This is a genomic window from Xanthomonas hyacinthi, from assembly GCF_009769165.1.
GTDB classification, from domain to species: domain Bacteria; phylum Pseudomonadota; class Gammaproteobacteria; order Xanthomonadales; family Xanthomonadaceae; genus Xanthomonas_A; species Xanthomonas_A hyacinthi.
This window is the reverse complement of the sequence record NZ_CP043476.1, coordinates 1571285-1593128: the sequence shown is the minus strand read 5'-3', so window position 1 is coordinate 1593128 and position 21844 is coordinate 1571285. Positions and strand designations below refer to the sequence as shown.

The 21844-nt window shown below is 69.0% G+C and carries 12 protein-coding genes, 1 tRNA gene, 1 rRNA gene and 1 pseudogene; 13 read left to right on the top strand and 2 right to left on the bottom strand.

The window, feature by feature from the left end:
• The first annotated feature begins 20 nt into the window (after positions 1 to 20).
• The 6 genes from FZ025_RS07150 to FZ025_RS07125 all read left to right on the top strand — a co-directional run bounded on the left by FZ025_RS07150 (position 21) and on the right by FZ025_RS07125 (position 9034).
• Complete coding sequence (locus tag FZ025_RS07150; RefSeq protein WP_104558439.1) at positions 21 to 1217, top strand: AAA family ATPase; 1197 nt, start codon at positions 21 to 23, stop codon at positions 1215 to 1217.
• Positions 1218 to 1255: 38 nt separating this feature from the next.
• Positions 1256 to 1804, top strand: a complete 549-nt coding sequence (locus FZ025_RS07145) for a DUF4276 family protein (RefSeq protein ID WP_244292473.1) — start codon at positions 1256 to 1258, stop codon at positions 1802 to 1804.
• The gene (locus FZ025_RS07140; protein ID WP_104558422.1) at positions 1801 to 3270 is read left to right on the top strand and encodes a DUF3375 domain-containing protein; all 1470 of its coding nucleotides are present in this window, start codon (positions 1801 to 1803) and stop codon (positions 3268 to 3270) included. Before FZ025_RS07145 ends, FZ025_RS07140 begins: the two co-directional genes overlap by 4 nt.
• Positions 3257 to 3970: a DUF4194 domain-containing protein gene (locus FZ025_RS07135; protein WP_104558423.1), complete on the top strand. Its 714-nt coding sequence runs from the start codon at positions 3257 to 3259 to the stop codon at positions 3968 to 3970. The genes FZ025_RS07140 and FZ025_RS07135 overlap by 14 nt, the downstream gene beginning before the upstream one ends.
• Positions 3971 to 4319: 349 nt before the next feature.
• Complete coding sequence (locus FZ025_RS07130) at positions 4320 to 7850, top strand: ATP-binding protein (RefSeq protein WP_046980656.1); 3531 nt, start codon at positions 4320 to 4322, stop codon at positions 7848 to 7850.
• A gap of 5 nt (positions 7851 to 7855) precedes the next feature.
• On the top strand, positions 7856 to 9034 hold the full coding sequence (locus FZ025_RS07125) for a Wadjet anti-phage system protein JetD domain-containing protein (RefSeq protein WP_046980659.1): 1179 nt from the start codon (positions 7856 to 7858) through the stop codon (positions 9032 to 9034).
• 19 nt (positions 9035 to 9053) lie between these two features.
• Here the strand turns inward: FZ025_RS07125 and FZ025_RS07120 are convergent, their stop codons facing one another.
• Complete coding sequence (locus tag FZ025_RS07120) at positions 9054 to 9827, bottom strand: sulfite exporter TauE/SafE family protein (RefSeq protein ID WP_046980655.1); 774 nt, start codon at positions 9825 to 9827, stop codon at positions 9054 to 9056.
• A gap of 98 nt (positions 9828 to 9925) precedes the next feature.
• On the opposite strand from FZ025_RS07120, the gene FZ025_RS07115 reads away from it, so the two are divergent.
• The 5 genes and pseudogenes from FZ025_RS07115 (at position 9926) to FZ025_RS07090 (ending at position 18166) form a co-directional block, all read left to right on the top strand.
• The gene (locus tag FZ025_RS07115; protein ID WP_046980654.1) at positions 9926 to 10318 is read left to right on the top strand and encodes a YchJ family metal-binding protein; all 393 of its coding nucleotides are present in this window, start codon (positions 9926 to 9928) and stop codon (positions 10316 to 10318) included.
• Positions 10319 to 10397: 79 nt separating this feature from the next.
• Positions 10398 to 12107, top strand: a complete 1710-nt coding sequence (locus FZ025_RS07110; RefSeq protein ID WP_158185533.1) for a GGDEF domain-containing protein — start codon at positions 10398 to 10400, stop codon at positions 12105 to 12107.
• Positions 12108 to 12339: 232 nt separating this feature from the next.
• Positions 12340 to 14598: a lytic murein transglycosylase gene (locus FZ025_RS07105; protein ID WP_244292472.1), complete on the top strand. Its 2259-nt coding sequence runs from the start codon at positions 12340 to 12342 to the stop codon at positions 14596 to 14598.
• Positions 14599 to 15012: 414 nt separating this feature from the next.
• On the top strand, positions 15013 to 16263 hold the full coding sequence (locus FZ025_RS07100; RefSeq protein WP_104558425.1) for a TCR/Tet family MFS transporter: 1251 nt from the start codon (positions 15013 to 15015) through the stop codon (positions 16261 to 16263).
• 221 nt (positions 16264 to 16484) lie between these two features.
• Positions 16485 to 18166 (top strand): annotated as a pseudogene (locus tag FZ025_RS07090) (GAF domain-containing protein).
• 22 nt (positions 18167 to 18188) lie between these two features.
• Here the strand turns inward: FZ025_RS07090 and FZ025_RS07085 are convergent.
• A complete protein-coding gene (locus tag FZ025_RS07085) occupies positions 18189 to 19370 on the bottom strand; it encodes a benzoate/H(+) symporter BenE family transporter (protein WP_046981555.1) in 1182 nt (393 codons plus the stop codon).
• A gap of 741 nt (positions 19371 to 20111) precedes the next feature.
• On the opposite strand from FZ025_RS07085, the gene FZ025_RS07080 reads away from it, so the two are divergent.
• Together FZ025_RS07080 and FZ025_RS07075 are read left to right on the top strand one after the other, a co-directional pair.
• A 16S ribosomal RNA gene (locus tag FZ025_RS07080) occupies positions 20112 to 21656 on the top strand.
• A gap of 86 nt (positions 21657 to 21742) precedes the next feature.
• A tRNA-Ala gene (locus FZ025_RS07075) sits at positions 21743 to 21818 on the top strand.
• Positions 21819 to 21844: the final 26 nt, after the last annotated feature.

Sequence of the window (21844 nt, the reverse complement as noted above, 5' to 3'; positions counted from 1 at the left end):
CGGCCAACCCGAGCAACGGCATGCAGATCGAATCCATAGAAATCAAGAACTACAGGCTGTTTCGCGACGCCAAGCTGACCCATGTGCCACGGCTTTGCGTTCTGGTAGGCGCGAACGGAACCGGGAAGTCGACGCTGTTCGATGTGTTTTCCTTCCTGAAAGACTCACTCTCGATGAATGTGGGTAAGGCGATCGCGAAGCGTGGCGGCTATCGAGAGGTTGCCAGCCGAGGATTCGCGAATGAACCCATCGAATTTACCTTGCAGTTCCGACTGGAGATCACCGGCAAAGAGCGGCTGGTGACATATGTGCTGAAAATTGCGCCTGGTTCCGGGTCGCGTGTGGAAATCGAACGTGAGGTGCTGCGTTATAAGCGTGGCAGCTATGGTGCGCCGTTCCGCTTCCTGGATTTCGCGCATGGCAAGGGGTACGCGATCACCAATGAAGAGGAGTTCTCCAAGAAGGACGAAGAACTCACCCGGGAAGAGCAGGAGTTGGACTCCCCCGACATTCTGGCTATCAAGGGTCTGGGTCAGTTCGAGCGGTTCAAGGCGGCCAGTGCGTTTCGCTTGATGATCGAACATTGGCATGTCTCCGATTTCCACGTTTCCGAAGCCAGGCCTAGTCAGGAAGAGGGCTTTGCGGAACACCTGTCAACGCGTGGGGACAATCTTCCACTGGTTGCCAATTACCTTTACGAAAACCACCGCGATCGGTTCGATCGTGTGTTGCAGGCGATGAGTCGACGTGTTCCTGGCGTCTCCGTGGTGCAGCCGCAGCAGACGGTCGATGGGCGTCTGGTGTTGCGTTTTCAGGATGGCAGCTTCAAGGATCCCTTCATCGGCCGCTATGTTTCCGATGGCACCATCAAGATGTTCGCGTATCTGGTGCTTTTGAACGATCCCAAGCCCTACCCTCTGCTGGCCGTCGAAGAACCCGAGAATCAGCTCTATCCCGAATTGCTGCCGGACCTGGCCGAAGAGTTCCGTGAATACGCCAGGCGCGGTGGGCAGGTATTCATCTCCACGCACTCGCCGGATTTCCTGAATGCCCTGACGTTGGACGAGATCTATTGCCTGCGCAAGGAGAATGGGTTCACCACCATTACCCGTGCCAGCGACTCGGATAATGTGCGCGCCTTGTTCGAAGCGGGAGATTTGCCCGGCTACCTCTGGAAGCAAGGACTGTTCGAGGGCCTGAACCGGGACGTGGCCTAATGCAAGGACGGATTATTTTCTTGCTGGAAGAGCCTTCGATGAAGGTGTTGTTGGATGGATTGCTGCCGCGTCTGCTACCGGGCTGGGAGAAAGGCCGGGATTTCCAGTGCGTGCCGCATGATGGGAAGAGCGATCTCGAGCGCAGTTTGCGGATAAAGCTACGCGCCTGGCGTGTTCCGGGCGACCGCTTCGTCGTGGTGCGCGACAACGATGGTGGCGATTGCCTCGACATCAAGCGTCGTCTTGCGCAGCTCTGCGAACAACACGGGCGCCCGGAGACGTTGGTGCGGTTGGTCTGCCAGGAACTTGAAAGCTGGTATATCGGCGACCTGAAGGCCTTGGCTTCGGCATATCCCGAATACAAGCTCGACACTCCTTCACTGCGCAAACGATTCGCACAGCCGGATACATGGCGAAAGCCTTCGGTGGAATTGGAACGGCTGATCCCTGAATTCCAAAAGCGCAGTAGCGCGCGTTTAATGGCGGATCACTTGCAGAAAGACGGAAATGGCTCGCCAAGTTTTCGCGTCTTCGTGAGTGGGGTGCGCCGGTTGGCGACGCAGATGGGCTGCCCAGTCGCGTCATGAAGCACCGCGCCCGCATCGCCCGCTACCGCAGCCTGCGCGAACAGCCGCTGTGGAAGCTGCTCGCCGCCGACCAGGCGCCGGAAGTCGTCGGCCTGCTGCAGTCCCTGCTGCTGGATACCGAACGCCGGCTGCCGGCGGCGGCGTTGCACGAACGCCTGCAGCGCATGCTCGACGAACTCAATGCCGAGCAGCTGTCGCGCGAGCTGCCGCGCACCGCGCAGGCCTACGTCGCGCACTGGCTGGCGCAGGGCTGGCTGGAGCGGCGGCTGCCGGACGGCGCGCAGCAGGAGGAATACGAACTGTCCACCCAGGCCACGCAGGCGATCCGTTTCGCCGATGGCCTGGAGCACGCGCGCGGCGCGGCCACCGAGAGCCGATTGGCGCTGGTGATGCAGCAGCTGGCGCAGCTGGCGGCCCTGACCGAGACCAATCCGGATGCGCGGCTGTCGGCGCTGCGCGATGAGCGCGACCGCATCGATGCGGAGATCGCGCAGGTCTCCAAGGGCAAGGTGGCGGCGCTGGACGGCAAGCGCGCGCTGGAGCGCGCACGCCAGGTGATCGCGCTGGCCGACGAACTGACCGAGGATTTCCGCCGCGTGCGCGACGATTTCGAGCAACTCAACCGCGACTTCCGCGAGCGCATCATCGACGACGAGGGCGAGCGCGGCGAGATCCTGGGCAAGCTGTTCGAAGGCGTGGACGTGATCGGCGACAGCGATGCCGGGCGCAGTTTCCAGGCGTTCTGGGCCTTGCTCAACGATGCCGAGCAGAGCGCGCAACTCGACGCGGCGCTGGAGACGGTGCTGGCGCGTTCGTTCGCGCGCAAGCTCGACCGGCGCGAGCGCGGCTTCCTGCGCGGGCTGACCGGCACCATGCTCGAGCGCGGCGGCCAGGTGCACGACGTGATGCAGCATTTCGCGCGCAGCCTGCGCGGTTTCGTGCAGAGCCGCGGCTATCTGGAGCAGCGCCGGCTCAACCAGCTGCTCAAGCAGGCGCAGGCCGAGGCTCTGGCGCTGCGCGATCACATCCCCGCCCAGCGCAGCATCGGCCGCGACCTGAACCTGACCACCAGCCGGCTGCGCTCGCTGGCGCAATGGCGGCTGCACGACCCGCGCCAGCAGCAGGTCGAGGGCGGCATCCAGCGCAACGAGGCGGCGGCGATTTCGCTGGACAGCGTTGGCGAGCTGGTGGCGCAATCGGAAATCGACTTCCGCAGCCTGCGCCGCGACCTGTACGACCTGCTCGGCGAACAATCGCAGCTGTCGATCGCCCAGGTACTGGCGCAGCGCGAGGCCAGCCAGGGCCTGGGCAGCGTGATCGGCTATCTGTCGCTGGGCACGCGGCATGGCGTGGTCGCCGCCGGGCAGCACGAGATCGCGCAATGGCGCGGCGGCGACGGCCAGTGGCGCCGCGCGCGCATTCCGCTGGTGTGGTTCACCCAGGAGAAACGCCATGAACTGGCATGAGCACGAGCAGCACGAGCTGGATGCCGAGCAGGAACGCCTGCCCGACGCGGCCGACAGCGCGGCGCCCGCCGTCGGCAGCGGCCTGTTCCCCGGCGACAGCGGCCGCCTGCCGGTGGAGGCGCGGCGTGCGCTGTGCCAGCTGCTCAGCGGCCCCAGCGTGGACGCGCAGCGCCACAGCAAGCTGTGGCCGGCGCTGCTGCGCAGCGAGGCGGCGATCCGCAGCGCCCTGGCCGACCTGTTCCTGGAACTGGTGCTGGACCGCGAGGCCGGCATCGCCTTCACCCGCCAGGCCGACACCGGCGAACTGGAAGCGCCGGTGCTGCTGCGCTCCTCGCCGCTGACCTTCATCGATTCGGTGCTGCTGCTGCACCTGCGCCAGCAACTGGCCGAAGCCGATGCGCGCGGCCTGCGCGCGGTGGTGGAGGAAGCGCAACTGGGCGAGGCGCTGGCGGTGTACGAGAAGAACCTGTCCACCGACCGCGCCGGCTTCCTGCGCCGGGTCGGCAACGCCGTGCAGAAGATGAAGGACAACCACATCCTGACCCGCCTGCGCGGCGAGGACGAACGCTACGAAGTCTCGCCGGCGCTGAAGCTGCTGTTCTCAGCCGAGGACGTCGCCGCGCTGGCGCAGGTGTACCGGCAGCTGCGCGAAGGCCCGGGCAGTGGCGAGGACGCCGCCGAGCCGGCGCAGGAATCCTAGGACGCGCTTTGGCAGGCGCAGGCTGCCGCGGCAGCACCCGTGCCGGCTTGGTTCCGTGCGTCCCCGTCCCTAGGGCGTGTCATCCATCCCCGCGCAGGCCGCGCCGCGCTTGCGCGTGCATGCGGCAAGGAAGAGGGAGGAAGTGGACACCTGTCCACGCCCGAGCGATGACGCGGCCGCGTGCGTGCGCAAGAACGGCCCTGCGGGTTGGATCTGGCAGGCGGCCAGCCGGCGCCGCGCGGCTTGACCTGACCGCCAGTCAGGCGCTGCGCCACGCAGCACCCGCTGACGGCCTGCCAGATCCAACGCGGCCTACTCGGGAATGGCTGACACGCCCTAGACTGTACCGATGAAATCCTCCGCTTCCACGCCTGGCCTGTTCGCCGGCGATCTGCCCGATCCGCGCCTTCAGCAGTTCCGCATGCGCCGCCTGCAGGTGCACAACTGGGGCACGTTTTCCGGCCTGACCGAGATCCCGATCGCCGCGCGCGGCTTTCTGTTCGTCGGCCGTTCCGGCTCGGGCAAGTCCACCCTGCTCGATGCGATGTCGGCGTTGCTGACCCCGCCGAGCATCGTCGATTTCAACGCCGCCGCGCGCGAGGCCGAGCGCAGCGGCCGCGACCGCAACCTGGTCTCCTACGTGCGCGGCGCCTGGGCCGACCAGCAGGACAGCGAATCCGGCGAAATCGCCACCCAGTACCTGCGCAAGGGCGCGACCTGGACCGCGCTGGTGCTGGAATACCGCAACGGCGAGGACCGCGTGGTCAGCCTGGTGCGGCTGTTCTGGATCGCCGGCAACGGCACCGCCGCGGCCGATGTGCGCAAGCACTACATGGTGGCCGAGCGCGCGTTCGATATCGCCGCCGACCTGGACGGCTTCGACCTGGACCTGCGCAAGCTCAAGCAGCGCCTGCACGACGTGCACCATTTCGACAGCTTCGCCGGCTACGCCGAACGCTTTCGCCACCAGCTCGGGATCGGCAACGAGATGGCGCTGCGGCTGCTGCACAAGACCCAGTCGGCGAAGAACCTCGGCGATCTCAACGCCTTCCTGCGCGGCTTCATGCTCGACGAGCCGAAGACCTTCGACGCCGCCGAGCGCCTGGTCGGCGACTTCGCCGAACTCGACGGCGCGCATCAGGCGGTGGTGACCGCACGCCGCCAGGTCGAGACCCTGCTGCCGGCGCGCGGACACCACGCCGAGCTGATGGCGGTGCGCCGCCAGCGCAGCGAGCTGGACGAACTCAAGCTCGGCATCGACAGCTACCGCGAGCAGCGCCGGCTGGCGCTGCTGGACGCGCGGCTGCAGGAACTGGATACCCGCGATCGCGGCCTGGCCGGCGAGGAAGGGCAGCGCCGCGCCGCGCTGGACAACCATCAGCGGCGCCTGGACGACCTGGAGGCGCAGCGCCGCGCGCAGGGCGGCGAGCGCATCGATGCGCTGGAGCGCGAGCGCGACCAGCAGCAAGCCGAACGCGACCGCCGCGCCGCCAAGCGCCGCCAGGCCGAGCAGGCCTGCCGCCAGCTGGAGCAGGGCCTGGCCGGTAGCGCGCAGGGCTTCGCCGAACAGGCCGCGCAGGCGCGCGCGGCGCTGGAGGACGGCACGCGGGTGGCGGCCGAACTCGACGAGGCGATCGGCGAGCGCATGGCCGGCAAGCGCGAAGACGAAAAGCGCTTTGCCGAGGTCCGTGCCGAGATCGACGCGCTCAAGCGCAACCCGTCCAATATCCCGGCGCCGATGCAGGCGCTGCGCGCGCGCCTGAGCGCCGACACCGGCGTGCCCGAGGCCGCCTTGCCGTTCGTCGGCGAGCTGCTGCAGGTGCGCAGCGAGGACTCCGACTGGCGCGGCGCCATCGAGCGCGTGCTGCACGGCTTCGCGCAATCGCTGCTGGTGGACGAGCGCCATTACGCCGACGTGGCCGACTGGGTCAACCGCACCCATCTGGGCATCCGCCTGGTCTATTACCGGGTGCGCGACAACGAACACGCCTTGCCTGGGCGCGCGCCGGCCGCCGCCTCGCTGCTGCACAAGCTGGAACTGCGCGAGCACGCCTGCGCCGGCTGGCTGCGCCGCGAACTGGGCAAGCGCTTCGACTACGACTGCGTGGACAGCGCCAAGGCACTGCGCCATGCCGAGCGCGCGATCACCCGCGAAGGCCAGGTCAAGCATCCCGGCGAGCGCTACGAGAAGGACGACCGGCATGCGGTGAACGATCGCCGGCGCTGGCTGCTGGGCTTCGACAACCGCGACAAGCTGGCCTTGTTCGAAGAAGAGGGCGTGGCGCTGGCGCAGCGCATCGCCGCCTGCGACGCCGACGTGGCCGCGCTGCGCACGCGCCGCGAACGCGACGGCGCGCGGCGCCTGGCCCAGCACACCCTGGCCAACCTGGCCTGGGAGGAGATCGACGTGGCCGCGCCGCTACAGCGCCTGGACGACATCGCCACGGCGCTGCGCCAGTTGCGCGAGGGCGATGCCAACCTGCGCGCGTTGGGCGCGGCGATCGACTTGGCGCGCGCCAACGTCGAACAGGCCGAGCGCACCTATGAGGGCGTGCACAAGGAGCGCGCGAAGCTGGAAGGCCAACGCGAAAGCTGGGAGAAGGTCCGGGCCGGGTGCGCCGATGCCCACGCACGCAAGCTCACACCGCTGCAGGAGCGCGGCCTGGGCGAACGTGTGCACGGCCTGGGTGTGCTGAGCCTGGAAAACCTGGACGCGCATTTCCGCGAGATCACCAAGGTGTTGGAGGAGCAGCGCACCGAATCGCTCACCGCGCAGAACCGCATCGAGCAGCTGCTGCTGGAGTGCTTCAAGCGCTACTGCCGTGCCTGGCCCGAAGACAGCGGCGACTTCACCGTCAGCGTGGACGGCGCCGAGGATTTCCTCGCGCGCCTGCAGCGCCTGGAACGCGACGGCCTGCCGCAGCACGAGGCGCGCTTCTTCGAGCTGCTGCAGAGCCAGAGCAAGAACAACCTGCTTGCCTTGCAGCGGCATACCGCCGAGGCGCGCAAGTCCATCGCCCAGCGCCTGGACGAGGTCAACGCCAGCCTGGAGCAGGTGCCGTTCAACCGCGGCACCTTGCTGACCATCGAACTGGGCGACCGCCGCCTGCCGGAGGTGATCGAGTTCCACCAGCGCCTGCGCGACGTGCTCGGCCACCACCAGACCGAGCAGCGCGAACTGGCCGAGCAACAGTTCGCGGTGCTGCGCGAACTGGTGCGCCGGCTCGGCTCGCAGGACGGCGAGGACAAGCGCTGGCGCGAACTGGTGCTGGACGTGCGCCTGCACGTGGAATTCGTCGGCGTCGAACTCGATGCCGCCACCCGCCAACAGGTGGAGATCTACCGCAGCGGCGCCGGCAAGTCCGGCGGCCAGCGGCAGAAGCTGGCCACCACCTGCCTGGCCGCGGCGCTGCGCTACCAGCTCGGCGGCGAGGACGGCGAACTGCCGCGCTATTGCGCGGTGGTGCTGGACGAAGCCTTCGACAAGGCCGACAACGAGTTCACCGCGCTGGCGATGAACATCTTCGAGAACTTCGGCTTCCAGATGGTGGTGGCCACGCCGCTGAAGTCGGTGATGACCCTGGAACCGTTCATCGGCGGCGCCTGTTTCGTCGAGATCAGCGGCCGCCACGATTCGGGCGTGCTGCTGATCGAATACGACGAGCAGGCGCGCCGGCTCAAGCTGCCCGAGCGCAGCCGCGGCGCGGCGGAGCCGCCGGCGGTGGAAGGCGCCGCGACCGCGCCGAGCCGCTTGCGCACGGGCCCCGCAGCGGTCGTGCGCGGCGCTGCCGGTGATCCTGCGGTTGCCGATGGCCCCACGCCGGTCGCGCCGTGCCCGCGCCGCACGCCGCCCAAGCCGAACAATCCGTCCAAGGCCTGACCTGGATGGCGCGCGCTAACGCGATGCTGCTGCCCGACGCCGCGCTGGCCGCGCTGCGCGGGCAATGGCGGCTGCACCGCGGCGCCTGGCTGCTCGGCGAGGCCGCACCGCAGCCGGTGACGCTGCGCATGCCGACCCAGGCCCAGGCCAGCGCCGGATTCGACGCGTTCGGCGCCTGGCTGCGGGCCTGGCGCGCCACGCCGTTGCCGGGGCAGGTGGAATGGCGCGAGGTCAAATGGCCGCAGCTCGGTGCGCAATGCCTGCCGCAGGCCTGGCAGGTGAGCGCCGATGAGGCGGCGCTGGCGCTGGGCGAGCAGCCACGTTGGCAGCGCGCACGCCAGCGCTGCGCCGTTCTCCTGGCCCGTTGGCCACAAGCAGCCGGCCTGGCCGCGCGTCTGCGCCGGCAGTTCGACCTGCTCGCCGATGCGCCGGAACCGGAGTTCGCGCGTCTGCTCGCGGTGGTCGACTGGCTGCAGGCGCATCGCAACAGCGGCCTGTTCCTGCGCCAGCTGCCGATCGCCGGCATCGACAGCAAATGGATCGAGCCGCGCCGCGGGATCGTCGCCGACTGGCTGGCCGGGCTGCGCGACAGCGCCGAACCGCGCGGCTTCGACAGCCTGTCCGGGCTGCGCCGCGCGCCGGACCGGGTGCGCCTGCGCCTGCTCGATCCGATGCTGCGCGCGCAGCTTGGCGGGCTGGAGGACGTGCACGCGCCGATCGCGCAGATCGCCGCGCTGCAGCTGCCGGTACGCCAGGTGCTGATCGTGGAGAACCGCGAGACCGGCCTGGCCTGCGAAGACCTGCCCGGCACGCTGCTGCTGATGGCGCGCGGCTACGCGGTGGACTACGTGCGCGCTATCGACTGGCTGCAGGGATTGCCGCTGTACTACTGGGGCGATATCGACACGCACGGCCTGGCGATCCTGCATCGGCTGCGCCAGCACGCGCCGCGGACGGTCGCGCTGCTGATGGACGCAGCCACCTTGCGCGATACGCCATCCGAGCTGTGGGGACACGAGCGCCGCCAGCATCGCGCGCAGCGGCTGGACGCGCTCACCACCGCCGAGCAGGCCTTGTACACCGACCTGCGCAGCGGCCGCTTCGGCCCCGCCCCGCGCCTGGAGCAGGAGCGCATCGCCTGGGATTACGCATGGCCACGCATCCGCGCCGCGCTGGTCCGATAGCGCGCCGAACCGCCCGGCCTCAGCGCAGCAGGTCCCAGCCCATCTTGCCGATCAGCACCACCACCAGCACCAGGAACAGCTGCCGGATCAGCGGCGTGCCGCCGCGCAGCGCCAGCCGCGTGCCGGCCACCGCGCCGCCGATGTTGGCCGCGGCCATCGGCACCGCCACCGCCAGCAGCACCTGCCCGCTGGGCACGAAGAAGCACAGCGCGGCCAGGTTGGTGGCCAGGTTGACCACCTTCGCCGCGGCCGAGGCGCGCAGGAAGTCCAGCCCGAAAAAGCGGATGAACAGGAAGATCAGGAAGCTGCCGGTGCCGGGGCCGAAGAAGCCGTCGTAGAAACCGATCGCCGCGCCCATCGCCAGCGCGATGGCCAGTTCGCGGCGGCCGATGTGGCGCGGCCGGTGCAGCGCGCCGAAGTCCTTCTTGACCAGCGTATAGGCCAGCATCGCGATCAGCAGCGCCAGGATCAGCGGCCGCACCGCCTGTTTCGGCAGCAGGCTGACCGTGCTGGCGCCGAGGAAGGAACACGCGAACGCCGCCGCGGTGGCGTACAGCACCGGCCGCCACGGGAAGCGCAGGTTGCGCGCATAGCGCCAGGCCGATACGCCGGTGCCGGCCATCGCGCTGAACTTGTTGGTGCCCAGCAGCACCGCCGGCGCCTGCTGCGGCAGGGTCGCGAACAGGCCCGGCAACTGGATCAGGCCGCCGCCGCCCACCGCCGCATCCACCAGCCCGGCGACGAAGGCGATGCACAGCAGCCAGGGCAGCTCGGTCGGGATCGACTCCAGCAAGGCGGCGCTCCGGGCGATGGGGGCGCAAGCATAGCCGGGGCCGCCGCGCAGGGCAGCGCTGGCGTGCGCCGCGCCGCCGCAGCCGGCACAATCGGCGCATGCCTCCGTCCGCTCCGCGCCTCGCCGATCCCTGCCCCTGCGGCCGCCCGCGCGATTACGCGCAGTGCTGCGGGCTGTACCACGCCGGCGCCGCGGCGCCCGATGCCGAAACCCTGATGCGTTCGCGCTACAGCGCCTATGTGCGCCGCGATGCCGACTACCTGCGCGCCAGCTGGCACCCGTCCACGCGCCCGGCGGAACTGGAATTGGATGCGCACACCACCTGGCTCGGCCTGACCGTGCAGCGGGTCCTCGCCAGCGGCGGCGACCGCGCCGAGGTCGCGTTCCTGGCGCGCTACCGCGTCGGCGGCGGCAGCGCCGTGCGCATGACCGAGCACAGCCGCTTCGTGCGCGAGGACGGCCACTGGTACTACCTGGATGCGCTGGACTGAACCGATGCGCAGCGGCGGCATCGGAGTTGCGGGGCGCGGGCCGATGACGTCGGCAGTGTCCGCCGTTGCTGCCGTCGCGATGTCTTTCGTGTTGAGCGCGCTCTTCGCCCGGTGGCGCCGCTGGCGCGGCGGCGGCCGGGCATTCCTGTCGGGCTGCCTGCTGCTCGCCTGCGCCGCCGCCGCGGCGGCACCTGCGCCGGTGCTGCAAGGCGCCTGGCGCCCGGTCGCCGCCGCCGACCGCGGCGCGGCGCCATCGCGCGCCGATCCGGCGCTGCGCCGTTTCGATCCGGCGCGGCTGACCGCGCTGCGCGGCGGCGATGCCGGTGCCTGGGTGCTGCTGTGGCCGGCGCAGGGGCAGTGGCCGCCGCCGCCGTGGGTGCTGGAAGTGCCCAGCCCGGCGCTGCAGCGGGTCACCCTGCTGGCACCGGTCGTTGGCGCGGCGCCGCAGCAGCGCGGGTTGATGCGCGACGACCCGCAGGCGCTGCCCGGCAATGGCCGCCTGGGTTTCCGCATCGAGGCGCTGCCGGGGGCCGGGCAGCCGCTGCGGCTGTGGCTGGACCAGCGCGGGGTCATGCCCGCTTCGCTGCGCTTCCAGCTGCGCAGCGAGTCCGACTACCTGCGCCAGGACGGCCGCTGGCTGGTGATCGCCAGCCTGAGCTTCGCGATCATGCTGAGCATGGCGGCGATGGCGCTGGTGTTCGCCTGGCGCCTGCGCGAGGCGACGTTCCTGTACTACGCCGTCTACGTGCTCGGCTACGGCCTGGTGATGGCGCTGGAAACCGGCTATGTGGTGCATCCGCTGGGGCTGGAGGCGACCGGCCAGGCCGCGCGGTTCTGGGGCCGGCTGGGCACCACCACCTCGATCGTGGCCGCGGTGCTGTTCCTGGAACGCTTCGCCGACTTGCCGCAGTACCTGCCGCGCGCGCGACGCTGGCTGCGCGGGTATGCGGCGCTGGTCCTGCTGATCGGGTTGCCGGCGCTGCTGCCGCTGCCATGGCTGGACGCGCTCGGCCGCACCCTGGTCAACCCGCTGCTGATCCTCGGCGGGCCGTTGCTGATCGGCATCGCCGTGGCGGCGGCGTGGCGCGGCTCGCGCTATGCCGGGCTGTTCCTGCTCGGCTGGACGCCGCTGCTGCTGGTCACCGTCTGCAGCAGCTTGCAGGGCTTCGGCGTGGCGGCGAACTGGACCTGGAGCGAGGAAGCCGCACTGGCCGCCGGCGCGTTCGAGGCGCTGGTGCTGTCGCTGGGCCTGGCCGAGCGCAGCACCTCGCTGCGCCGCGACCGCGACCAGGCGCGGCAGCTGGCCGATCTGGATCCGCTGACCGGCCTGCTCAACCGCCGCGCCTGGCACGAGCGCCTGAGCGCGCTGAAGCAGGCCATGCGCCGCCGGCGCCAGCCGTTGGCGCTGATGTTCCTGGACGTGGACCACTTCAAGCGGCTCAACGACCGCTATGGCCACCGCGCCGGCGACGACGGCCTGCGCGCGCTGGCCCAGGCGCTGCGCGAAGAACTGCGCAGCGACGACCTGGTCGGCCGCTACGGCGGCGAGGAGTTCGTGATCGCCTTGCCCGGCACCGATGCGGCGCAGGCCACCCCGATCGCCGAGCGCATCCGCGAACGCTTCCGCGAGCAGGCCGCGCTGGCCTTTCCCGACCTGCAGCCGACGGTGAGCATCGGCGTGGTCCAGCTGCGGCCCGGCGACGATGCCAACGACCTGGTGCAGCGCGCCGACGAGGCGCTGTACGCGGCCAAGAGCGCAGGCCGCAACCGCGTGGTCGCCGTGCATTGAAATGAGCGCTGTGCGGCAGCGCATCGGGATCGGTGCGGGTGGCGACGGCAATCCACTGTGGGACTTCAGTCGCGACGGGCTCTACCGGGAAAGCCCGTCGCGACTGAAGTCGCTCCCACAACAGCACAGGACCCTGCAAGACCGCCACCACGCGGGCGCACCGCACCACGTGAGCAACCCATTCCCCACGGTTGTTTATGATGTCCGGCCTGCTGTTGGCGAGGACCTTTCGATGATGCGTTTCGCCTGGGCCTTGCTGCTGGCCGCGCCCTGCGCCGCCGCGCAGACCCTGCCCGCGCCGCCGCCGGCGCCGGCGCCGGACCCCGCGTTCGTCGGTTGCCTGTCCACGCTGCGCGCCGCCGCCGCCAGGAGCGGCGTGGCCGCCACCGCGTTCGACCGCTTCACCGCTGGCGTGCAGCCGGACATGAGCGTGTTGCCGCTGCTCGACGCGCAGCCCGAATTCACCACGCCGATCTGGGACTACCTGGCCGGGCTGGTGGACACGCAGCGCGTCGCCGACGGCCGCGCGATGCTGGCCACCCACCGCGAGTTGCTCGCCCAAGTGGCGCAGCAGTACGGCGTGGACGCGGAAACCGTGGTCGCGGTGTGGGGCGTGGAGAGCGACTACGGCCGCGTCTCCGGCAAGCGCCCGCTGCTGGTGTCGCTGCTGACCCTGGCGTGCAACGGCCGCCGCCAGCCGTTCTTCCGCGGCGAACTGTTCGCGCTACTGAAGCTGCTGCAGGCCGGCGACCTGCAGCCCGACGGCCTGACCGGCTCCTGGGCCGGCGCGTTCGGGCATACCCAGTTCATGCCCAGCACCTATGCCCGCGTTGCCGTCGATGGCGATGGCGACGGCCGCCGCGACCTGGTCGCCAGCATTCCCGATGCGCTGGCGTCCACCGCCAACTACCTGAAGCTGGCCGGCTGGCAGAGCTGGCAGCCGTGGGGCATGGAGGTGAAGCTGCCGGCCGGCTTCGATCCGGCCCTGGCCGGGCGCACCCAGCGCCGGCCGCTGTCCGACTGGCGCACGCGCGGCGTGACCGCCACCGACGGCAGCGCGCTGGAACTGCCCACGCTGGCGCCGCAGACCCCGGCCGCGGTGCTGATCCCGGCCGGCACGCAAGGCCCGGCGTTCCTGGTGTTCCGCAACTACGACGCGATCTACGCCTACAACGCCGCCGAAAGCTATGCGCTGGCGATCGCGCTGCTGTCCGACCAGCTGCGCGGCAAGCCCGGCCTGGCCCGCGCCTGGCCCACCGACGACCCCGGCCTGGGCCGTCCGGAGCGGCGCGAACTGCAGACCCTGCTGCTGGCGCGCGGCCACGCCATCGGCCAGGCCGACGGCATGATCGGCAGCGCCAGCCGCCGCGCGATCCAGGCCGAGCAGCTGCGCCTGGGCCTGCAGCCGGCCGACGGCCGCGCCGGGCAGCGCATCCTCGACGCGCTGCGCCGCGAGGCGCCCGGCTTTCCAGCCGCCGCACCCGCCGCACCGACCACGCCGACCACGCCGACGCCAGCACCCGCACCATCCACGCCGTTCGGCGGCAAGCCCGCCACCGCGTTCCGCGTGCCGGCGCGCTACCCGGCCTTCGTCCAATCCCCCGCGCCACGGAGCATCACCCCCATGTCCGAGATTCCCGGCCTGAGCACAGGCGATTTCCACGGCTACCCCTCGCTGCTGGTGGAGACTCCTCACTCCACCGCCGCGATCAGCCTGTTCGGCGGCCAGTTGCTGTCGTTCGTGCCCAAGGGCGGCACCGAAGTGATGTGGCTGTCGCCGAGCGCGCAGCCCACGCCGACCCCGATCCGCGGCGGCACCCCGGTGTGCTGGCCGTACTTCGGCCGCCAGGGACAACCCGACGACGTGCCGGCGCACGGCTTCGTACGCACCGTGCCGTGGCAACTGCAGGACGCGCGCCGCGAGGCCGACGGCAGCATGCTGCTGACCCTGGCGCCGCCGGACTTCGACGACCTGCCGCTGCGCCTGCGCATGCAACTGCGCATCGGCGCGACCCTGGAGCAGCGCCTGATCACCGACAACGTCGGCCGCGAACCTGCGCGCTTCACCCAGGCGCTGCACAACTACTTCCACGTCGCCGACGCCACCCAGGTGCGGGTGCAGGGCCTGGACGGGCTCGACTACCTGGACAAGTTCGAAAACTACGCCACGCCGCACCGCCAGCACGGCGACTGGAGCCTGCAGGACCCGCGCGACCCGGGCCGCAGCGACCGCATCTACACCGGCGCCGGCGGCCGCTACACGCTGCTCGACCCGGGTCTGCAGCGCCGCATCCAGATCGCCACCGCCGGCAGCCGCACCCTGGTGGCCTGGAATCCTGGCGAAGCCGGCGCACAGAAGATGCTCGACGTCGGCGCCCACTGGCGCCAGTTCGTGTGCCTGGAAGCGGCCAACGCCGGCCCCGAGGTGATCGAACTGGCCGCCGGCGCGCAGCACGTGCTGCAGCAGACCATCGCGGTCGCGCCGCTGTGACGGCGCGCGCTGCCGCGAGCGTTCGCGCCGGATAGGCAGGGGCTGCGGTGGCCTCAGTTCCTCAGCCGCAACCGCGTTATCGACCGGCACCAGGCGGAATCGACCGCTCCAGGCCAACGCGACCCCTGTGGGAGGGACTTCAGTCCCGACGCGCTGTACCGACAAGGCGTCGGGACCGAATCCGCCCGCCGCGATTGCACTCTGCGCACAGATGCTCCTGCGGGCAGGCAATCACAATGGCAGATACCGTCCGGATCACTGGGACCTTGGGCCATCAGCCCCGTTCCACGGCTCTGGCGCCGGGCCATCGGCCGTTTCCCGGTCGCCACCGCAGCCGCTGCCGCCGCGCCCCCAGCCCCACCCGCAACCCCACGCCTGCCGATTACACTGCCGCCTCCATCGGGAGACCATGCCGTGCATTCCTCGCCCCCTGCTGCGCGCACGCGCCGCGCCGCCCTCGTTTTCATCTTCATTACCCTGCTGATCGATGTGCTGGCCTTCGGCGTCATCATTCCGGTGCTGCCCGGGCTGGTGCGCGGCTTCACCGGCGGCGATTTCGCCACGGCCGCCAAGTGGGTCGGCTGGTTCGGTTTCCTGTTCGCCGCGCTGCAGTTCGTCGGCTCGCCGCTGCAGGGCGCGCTGTCCGACCGCTACGGCCGGCGCCCGGTGATCCTGGCCTCGTGCCTGGGGCTGGGCGTGGACTTCGTGGTGATGGCGCTGGCGCAGAGCCTGCCGCTGCTGCTGCTGGCGCGGGTGGTGTCGGGCGTGTTCGCGGCCAGCTTCACCACCGCCAACGCCTACATCGCCGACATCACCACGCCGGACAAGCGCGCCCAGGCCTACGGCATGATCGGCGCCGCGTTCGGGCTCGGCTTCGTGATCGGGCCGCTGCTCGGCGGCTGGCTGGGCAGCTACCATCTGCGCGCGCCGTTCTGGTTCGCCGCGGCGCTGGCGCTGCTCAACTTTCTCTACGGCCTGTGGGTGCTGCCCGAATCGCTGGCGCCGGAGCGGCGCACGCCGCGCCTGGACTGGGCGCACGCCAATCCGTTCGGCGCGCTGCGGCTGCTGCGCAGCTACCCGCAGGTGTTCGCGCTGGCCGCGGTGATCTTCCTGGCCAACCTGGCGCACTACGTGTATCCGAGCATCTTCGTGCTGTTCGCCGAGTACCAATACCAGTGGGGACCGAAGCAGGTCAGCTGGGTGCTGGCCCTGGTCGGGGTGTGCAGCATCGTGGTCAACGCGCTACTGGTCGCGCGCGTGGTGCGCCGGCTCGGCGAACGCGGCGCGCTGCTGTTCGGGCTGGGCTGCGGGGTGGCCGGCTTCGCCATCTACAGCGTCGCCGGCAGCGGCGCGATGTTCCTGCTCGGGGTGCCGGTCAGCGCGCTGTGGGCGGTGGCCGCGCCGTCCGCGCAGGCGATCGTCACCCGCCACGTCGGCGCCGATGCGCAGGGCCGCGTGCAGGGCGCGTTGATGAGCCTGGTCAGCCTGGCCGGCATCGTCGGGCCGCTGCTGTACGCGTGGGTATTCGCGCTGTTCATCGGCAACAACGCCCCGGCGCATCTGCCCGGTGCGCCGTGGCTGCTGGCCGCGCTGTTGCTGGCCGTCGGCTGGGTCCTGGCCTGGCGCCGCGCGCGCCTGCCGGAGCGTGCGGCCGCTGCCGCTTAGCGCCTGTCCCGATCCCACCCGCGCCGCGGCCGGCGGATGAATCGCTCAGTTCGAAGGGCGCGGACCTGCGCGCCGCCACCGCCACCGCGTCGGCTGGAGCCACATATCCAGCAACGCCTGGAGCAGGCCCTGCCCACCCCGGCGCTGCGCCAGGCCGCAGTCGGCGGCGCCCGCGCGATGTTCGCGCACTTCCACACCCACTTCGCCCTGGAGGCAGTTGCATGAGCGAGACCGTCGCGCCCCTGGACATGGCCGCCTGTGCGCGCGAGCCGATCCATCGATCCAGCCGCATGGCGTGCTGTTGGTGATCGAACCCGGCGACGGCCGCATCGTGCAGGCCAGCACCAGCGCCGCCGACCTGATCGGCGTGCCGCTGGCCGACCCTACGACGCGGTGCTGACGCTGCAGGACCCGTGGGCGTCGGCGGACGCCGCCGAACGCACCAAGCTTGGCTACAGCGACGTCGGCTTCCCGCGCCGCGCCACCGCCCCGCGGCAGCGCTGGGCCGGCGCCTGGCACCTGTACCCGGAGCAGTGGCTGCTGGAACTGGAGCCGCGCGGTGCGCCGCTCGCCGACGCCACCTTGCGCGAGGCCTTGCCGCTGCTGCGCCGGCTCGAGACCGACAGCAGCATCGACGAGGCCTGCCAGCGTGCGGCCAAGAGCCTGCGCACGCTGATCGGCTACGACCGGGTGATGATCTACCGCTTCGACGACGAGTGGAACGGCGATGTCGTGGCCGAGGCGCGCGCGCCCGAGCTGGAGTCCTATCTCGGCCTGCACTATCCGGCCAGCGACATTCCGGCGCAGGCGCGCACGCTGTACCTGCGCAACCGCGTGCGCCAGATCGCCGACGTCGGCTACATCCCCTCGCCGATCCAGCCGGTCCTGCATCCGCGCTTGCGCGCGCCGGTGGACCTGAGCGACGTCAGCCTGCGCAGCGTCTCCCCGGTGCACCTGGAATACCTGGCCAACATGGGCGTCAGCGCCACCCTGGTGGCCTCGATCGTGGTCAACGACGCGCTGTGGGGGCTGATCGCCTGCCATCACTACCGCCCGTACTTCTGCAACCACGAGATGCGCGACGTCGCCGACGCGGTCGGCCGCGCCCTGGCCGGGCGCATCGGCGCGCTGACCGCGGTGGCGCGCGCGCATCGAATCGGTGCTGCTGACCGTGCGCGAGAAGCTGATCACCAACTTCAACGAAGCCGAGGCCCTGACCGGCGACCTGCTCGACGACATGGCCTCGGACCTGCTCGACGTGGTCGATGCCGACGGCGTGGCGGTGTTCCATCGTACCGCTGATGCCGCAGGCGCGCAGCGCGCTGCTGTGGACCCGCCGCGAACAGGTGCGCACGGTCAACTGGGCCGGCAACCCGCAGCTGTCCAAGCTGCAGGACATTCCCAACTCGCGCCTGTCGCCGCGCAAGAGCTTCGACCTGTGGCAGGAAACCGTGCGCGGCCGCGCGCGGCCATGGTCGCCGCTGAGCCTGGAGTCGGCGCGCAGCCTGCGGGTGCTGATCGAGCTGATGGAGCGCAAGCGCTTCCAGCAGGATTTCGCGCTGCTGGAGGCCTCGTTGTCGCGGCTGCGCGAACCGGTGGCGATCATCGAACGCGGCAATGACGGCCGCCCCAGCCGGCTGGCGTTCGTCAACGACGCCTTCGCGGCGCTGTACCAGCGCGAGATCGCCGAGCTGGTCGGCTGCGAGCTGGAGCGGCTGTACGCCAGCGATGCCGCCGCCGCGGAAACGCAGCGCATCGCCAGCTTGCTGCGGCAGGGGCGTGCCGCTTGCCGCTGCGCATCGAAGCCGCCGCACCGGCGCATCGCCAGTTCGATTTCGAACCCTTGCCCAGTCCGTCCGGCGTCTCCACCCACTGGCTGCTGCAGCTGCGCGACCCGCGCTGAGCGACGCCGTGGCGGCGTGCGCTCAGCGCGTGCGCCGCCACAGCAGCGCCGTCGCCGCACCGGCCAGCAGGCCCCAGAACGCGGCGCCGATGCCGAACAGCGACAAGCCCGATGCGGTGACCAGGAAGGTGATCAGCGCCGGCTCGCGCTCGCCCTCGTCCTTCAGCGCCATCGCCAGGCTGTTGCCGATGGTGCCGAACAGCGCGATGCCGGCGATCGCCATCACCAGTTCCTTCGGGAACGCGGCGAACAGCGCCGCCACGGTCGCCCCGAACAGGCCGATCAGCAGGTAGAACAGACCGGCGAACACCGCGGCCATGTAGCGCCGCTGCGGATCTTCCTGTGCCTCGCGGCCCATGCAGATCGCCGCGGTGATCGCCGCCAGGTTCAGGCCGAAGGCGCCGAACGGCGCCAGCAGCGTATTGACCACGCCGATCCAGCCGATCGTCGGCGAGATCGGCACCGCATAGCCGGAGGCGCGGATCACCGCCACGCCGGGCAGGTTCTGCGAGGCCATCGTCACCACGAACAGCGGCAGCGCGATGCCGAACAGCGCCTGCCACGACAGCGTCGGCCAGACCCATACCGGCCGCGCCAGGCGCAGCTGCGCGGTTTCCAGATGCAGCGTGCCGCTGCCGGCGGCGATCGCGATGCCCACCGCCAGCGTCGCGATCACCGCGTAGCGCGGGAATGCGCGGCGTCCCAGCAGGTAGACCGCGAACATCGCCAGCGCCATGCCCAGTTGGCTCTGCATCGCCACGAACACGTCCAGGCCGAAGCGCAGCAGCACCCCGGCCAGCATCGCCGAGGCCAGCGACACCGGAATGCGCCGGATCATCCGCTCGAAGATGCCGGAGAACCCAGCCGCGGTACCGAGCAGCGCGGCCAGCACGAACGCGCCGATGGCATCGGACAGCGGCAAGCCGCCGCCGCTGCTGATCAGCATCGCCGCGCCGGGCGTGGACCAGGCCGTCACCACCGGCATCCGGTAGCGCAGCGACAGGCCGATGCAGGTGATGCCCATGCCCAGCCCCAGCGCCCACATCCACGACGCGATCTGCGCCTGCGAGGCGCCCAGCGTGCGTGCGGCCTGGAACACGATCACCGCCGAACTGGCGAAGCCGACCAGCACGGTGACGAAGCCGGCGACCAGCGCCGGCAGTGAGGCGTCGCGCCATAGGGAGCGTCCGGTAGTGGAGGGCATTGCGAGGTCCTGCAGGGGGTGAACCCGCATTCTCGGCCAAGCGCGCCGCCAACGGCAGCAGCGGCGTGAGGCCGCCGCCGACGCGCGCGGACGTGGTGCGTGCGCGTTCTACAATGGGAACGCTGCCGGGAAGTGTCTGCAATGGCCGCATACACACCGAGCGCAAGAAAGCGGTTGACGTTTTTTCCTGGCCCGGTAGACTGCGCGGCCCGCTACGCAGCTGCCGATCTTCGGCTCGATAGAAGCGAAGCGGAGCCGGAAACACCTGGCGAACATCTGGTGTTGACGGTGTGAAAAAAACGGCTAATATGGCCGGCTCGCTTCAACGAAAAGACCTCAGGGTCTTCCGTAAGAAGCGACGTCAACCTCCTGATAAATCAGGGTATTGACGGCAACAAAAAAGCCGTTATGATGTGCGGCTCGGTTCGGCGAAAGGCCTTCGGGTTTGGAGTTGGAGCGGCGTCAGGGCCTCGAAACGCGGTGTTGACGGAAGGAAAAAGCCCGCTATAATGGGCGGCTCGCTGCGACGGAAACGTCGCCGTGACACGGGAAAGGCGCTGAGGCCGGCCCCGACGTTCTTTGACAGTGTGCGCAGGTAACTTGTGAGGGCGCCTGCAGGTGGAAGTATGTCCATCTTGCAGACGTTCGAATCAAGCGCAACAAATCAATTGCTAAGCAAGCGAGACGTAGGCTTGGTTTGAGCTCTGCATATCAAAGTATTGACCTTCGGGTCTGTAATTTTAAGTGAAGAGTTTGATCCTGGCTCAGAGTGAACGCTGGCGGCAGGCCTAACACATGCAAGTCGAACGGCAGCACAGTGGTAGCAATGCCATGGGTGGCGAGTGGCGGACGGGTGAGGAATACATCGGAATCTACCTTTTCGTGGGGGATAACGTAGGGAAACTTACGCTAATACCGCATACGACCTTAGGGTGAAAGCGGAGGACCTTCGGGCTTCGCGCGGATAGATGAGCCGATGTCGGATTAGCTAGTTGGCGGGGTAAAGGCCCACCAAGGCGACGATCCGTAGCTGGTCTGAGAGGATGATCAGCCACACTGGAACTGAGACACGGTCCAGACTCCTACGGGAGGCAGCAGTGGGGAATATTGGACAATGGGCGCAAGCCTGATCCAGCCATGCCGCGTGGGTGAAGAAGGCCTTCGGGTTGTAAAGCCCTTTTGTTGGGAAAGAAAAGCAGTCGGTTAATACCCGATTGTTCTGACGGTACCCAAAGAATAAGCACCGGCTAACTTCGTGCCAGCAGCCGCGGTAATACGAAGGGTGCAAGCGTTACTCGGAATTACTGGGCGTAAAGCGTGCGTAGGTGGTTGTTTAAGTCCGTTGTGAAAGCCCTGGGCTCAACCTGGGAATTGCAGTGGATACTGGGCAACTAGAGTGTGGTAGAGGATGGCGGAATTCCCGGTGTAGCAGTGAAATGCGTAGAGATCGGGAGGAACATCTGTGGCGAAGGCGGCCATCTGGACCAACACTGACACTGAGGCACGAAAGCGTGGGGAGCAAACAGGATTAGATACCCTGGTAGTCCACGCCCTAAACGATGCGAACTGGATGTTGGGTGCAACTTGGCACGCAGTATCGAAGCTAACGCGTTAAGTTCGCCGCCTGGGGAGTACGGTCGCAAGACTGAAACTCAAAGGAATTGACGGGGGCCCGCACAAGCGGTGGAGTATGTGGTTTAATTCGATGCAACGCGAAGAACCTTACCTGGTCTTGACATCCACGGAACTTTCCAGAGATGGATAGGTGCCTTCGGGAACCGTGAGACAGGTGCTGCATGGCTGTCGTCAGCTCGTGTCGTGAGATGTTGGGTTAAGTCCCGCAACGAGCGCAACCCTTGTCCTTAGTTGCCAGCACGTCATGGTGGGAACTCTAAGGAGACCGCCGGTGACAAACCGGAGGAAGGTGGGGATGACGTCAAGTCATCATGGCCCTTACGACCAGGGCTACACACGTACTACAATGGTGAGGACAGAGGGCTGCAAACTCGCGAGAGTGAGCCAATCCCAGAAACCTCATCTCAGTCCGGATTGGAGTCTGCAACTCGACTCCATGAAGTCGGAATCGCTAGTAATCGCAGATCAGCATTGCTGCGGTGAATACGTTCCCGGGCCTTGTACACACCGCCCGTCACACCATGGGAGTTTGTTGCACCAGAAGCAGGTAGCTTAACCTTCGGGAGGGCGCTTGCCACGGTGTGGCCGATGACTGGGGTGAAGTCGTAACAAGGTAGCCGTATCGGAAGGTGCGGCTGGATCACCTCCTTTTGAGCATGACAGCTACGCCTGTCAGGCGTCCTCACAAGTCACCTGCATTCAGAGAGTTCCGCCACAGGGCGGGGCACCCCGATTTCGGGGCCATAGCTCAGCTGGGAGAGCACCTGCTTTGCAAGCAGGGGGTCGTCGGTTCGATCCCGACTGGCTCCACCAGATTGCAGATCCCTCTGCAAGCGCCC

Bases quoted from the DNA above. Each gene is read 5' to 3' on its own strand.
- FZ025_RS07130 (WP_046980656.1), top strand. From the start codon at position 4,320: ATGAAATCCTCCGCTTCCACGCCTGGCCTGTTCGCCGGCGATCTGCCC.
- FZ025_RS07110 (WP_158185533.1), top strand. From the start codon at position 10,398: ATGTCTTTCGTGTTGAGCGCGCTCTTCGCCCGGTGGCGCCGCTGGCGC.
- FZ025_RS07150 (WP_104558439.1), top strand. From the start codon at position 21: ATGCAGATCGAATCCATAGAAATCAAGAACTACAGGCTGTTTCGCGAC.
- FZ025_RS07140 (WP_104558422.1), top strand. From the start codon at position 1,801: ATGAAGCACCGCGCCCGCATCGCCCGCTACCGCAGCCTGCGCGAACAG.
- FZ025_RS07085 (WP_046981555.1), bottom strand. From the start codon at position 19,370: ATGCCCTCCACTACCGGACGCTCCCTATGGCGCGACGCCTCACTGCCG.
- FZ025_RS07145 (WP_244292473.1), top strand. From the start codon at position 1,256: ATGAAGGTGTTGTTGGATGGATTGCTGCCGCGTCTGCTACCGGGCTGG.
- FZ025_RS07125 (WP_046980659.1), top strand. From the start codon at position 7,856: ATGGCGCGCGCTAACGCGATGCTGCTGCCCGACGCCGCGCTGGCCGCG.
- FZ025_RS07105 (WP_244292472.1), top strand. From the start codon at position 12,340: ATGATGCGTTTCGCCTGGGCCTTGCTGCTGGCCGCGCCCTGCGCCGCC.
- FZ025_RS07135 (WP_104558423.1), top strand. From the start codon at position 3,257: ATGAACTGGCATGAGCACGAGCAGCACGAGCTGGATGCCGAGCAGGAA.
- FZ025_RS07115 (WP_046980654.1), top strand. From the start codon at position 9,926: ATGCCTCCGTCCGCTCCGCGCCTCGCCGATCCCTGCCCCTGCGGCCGC.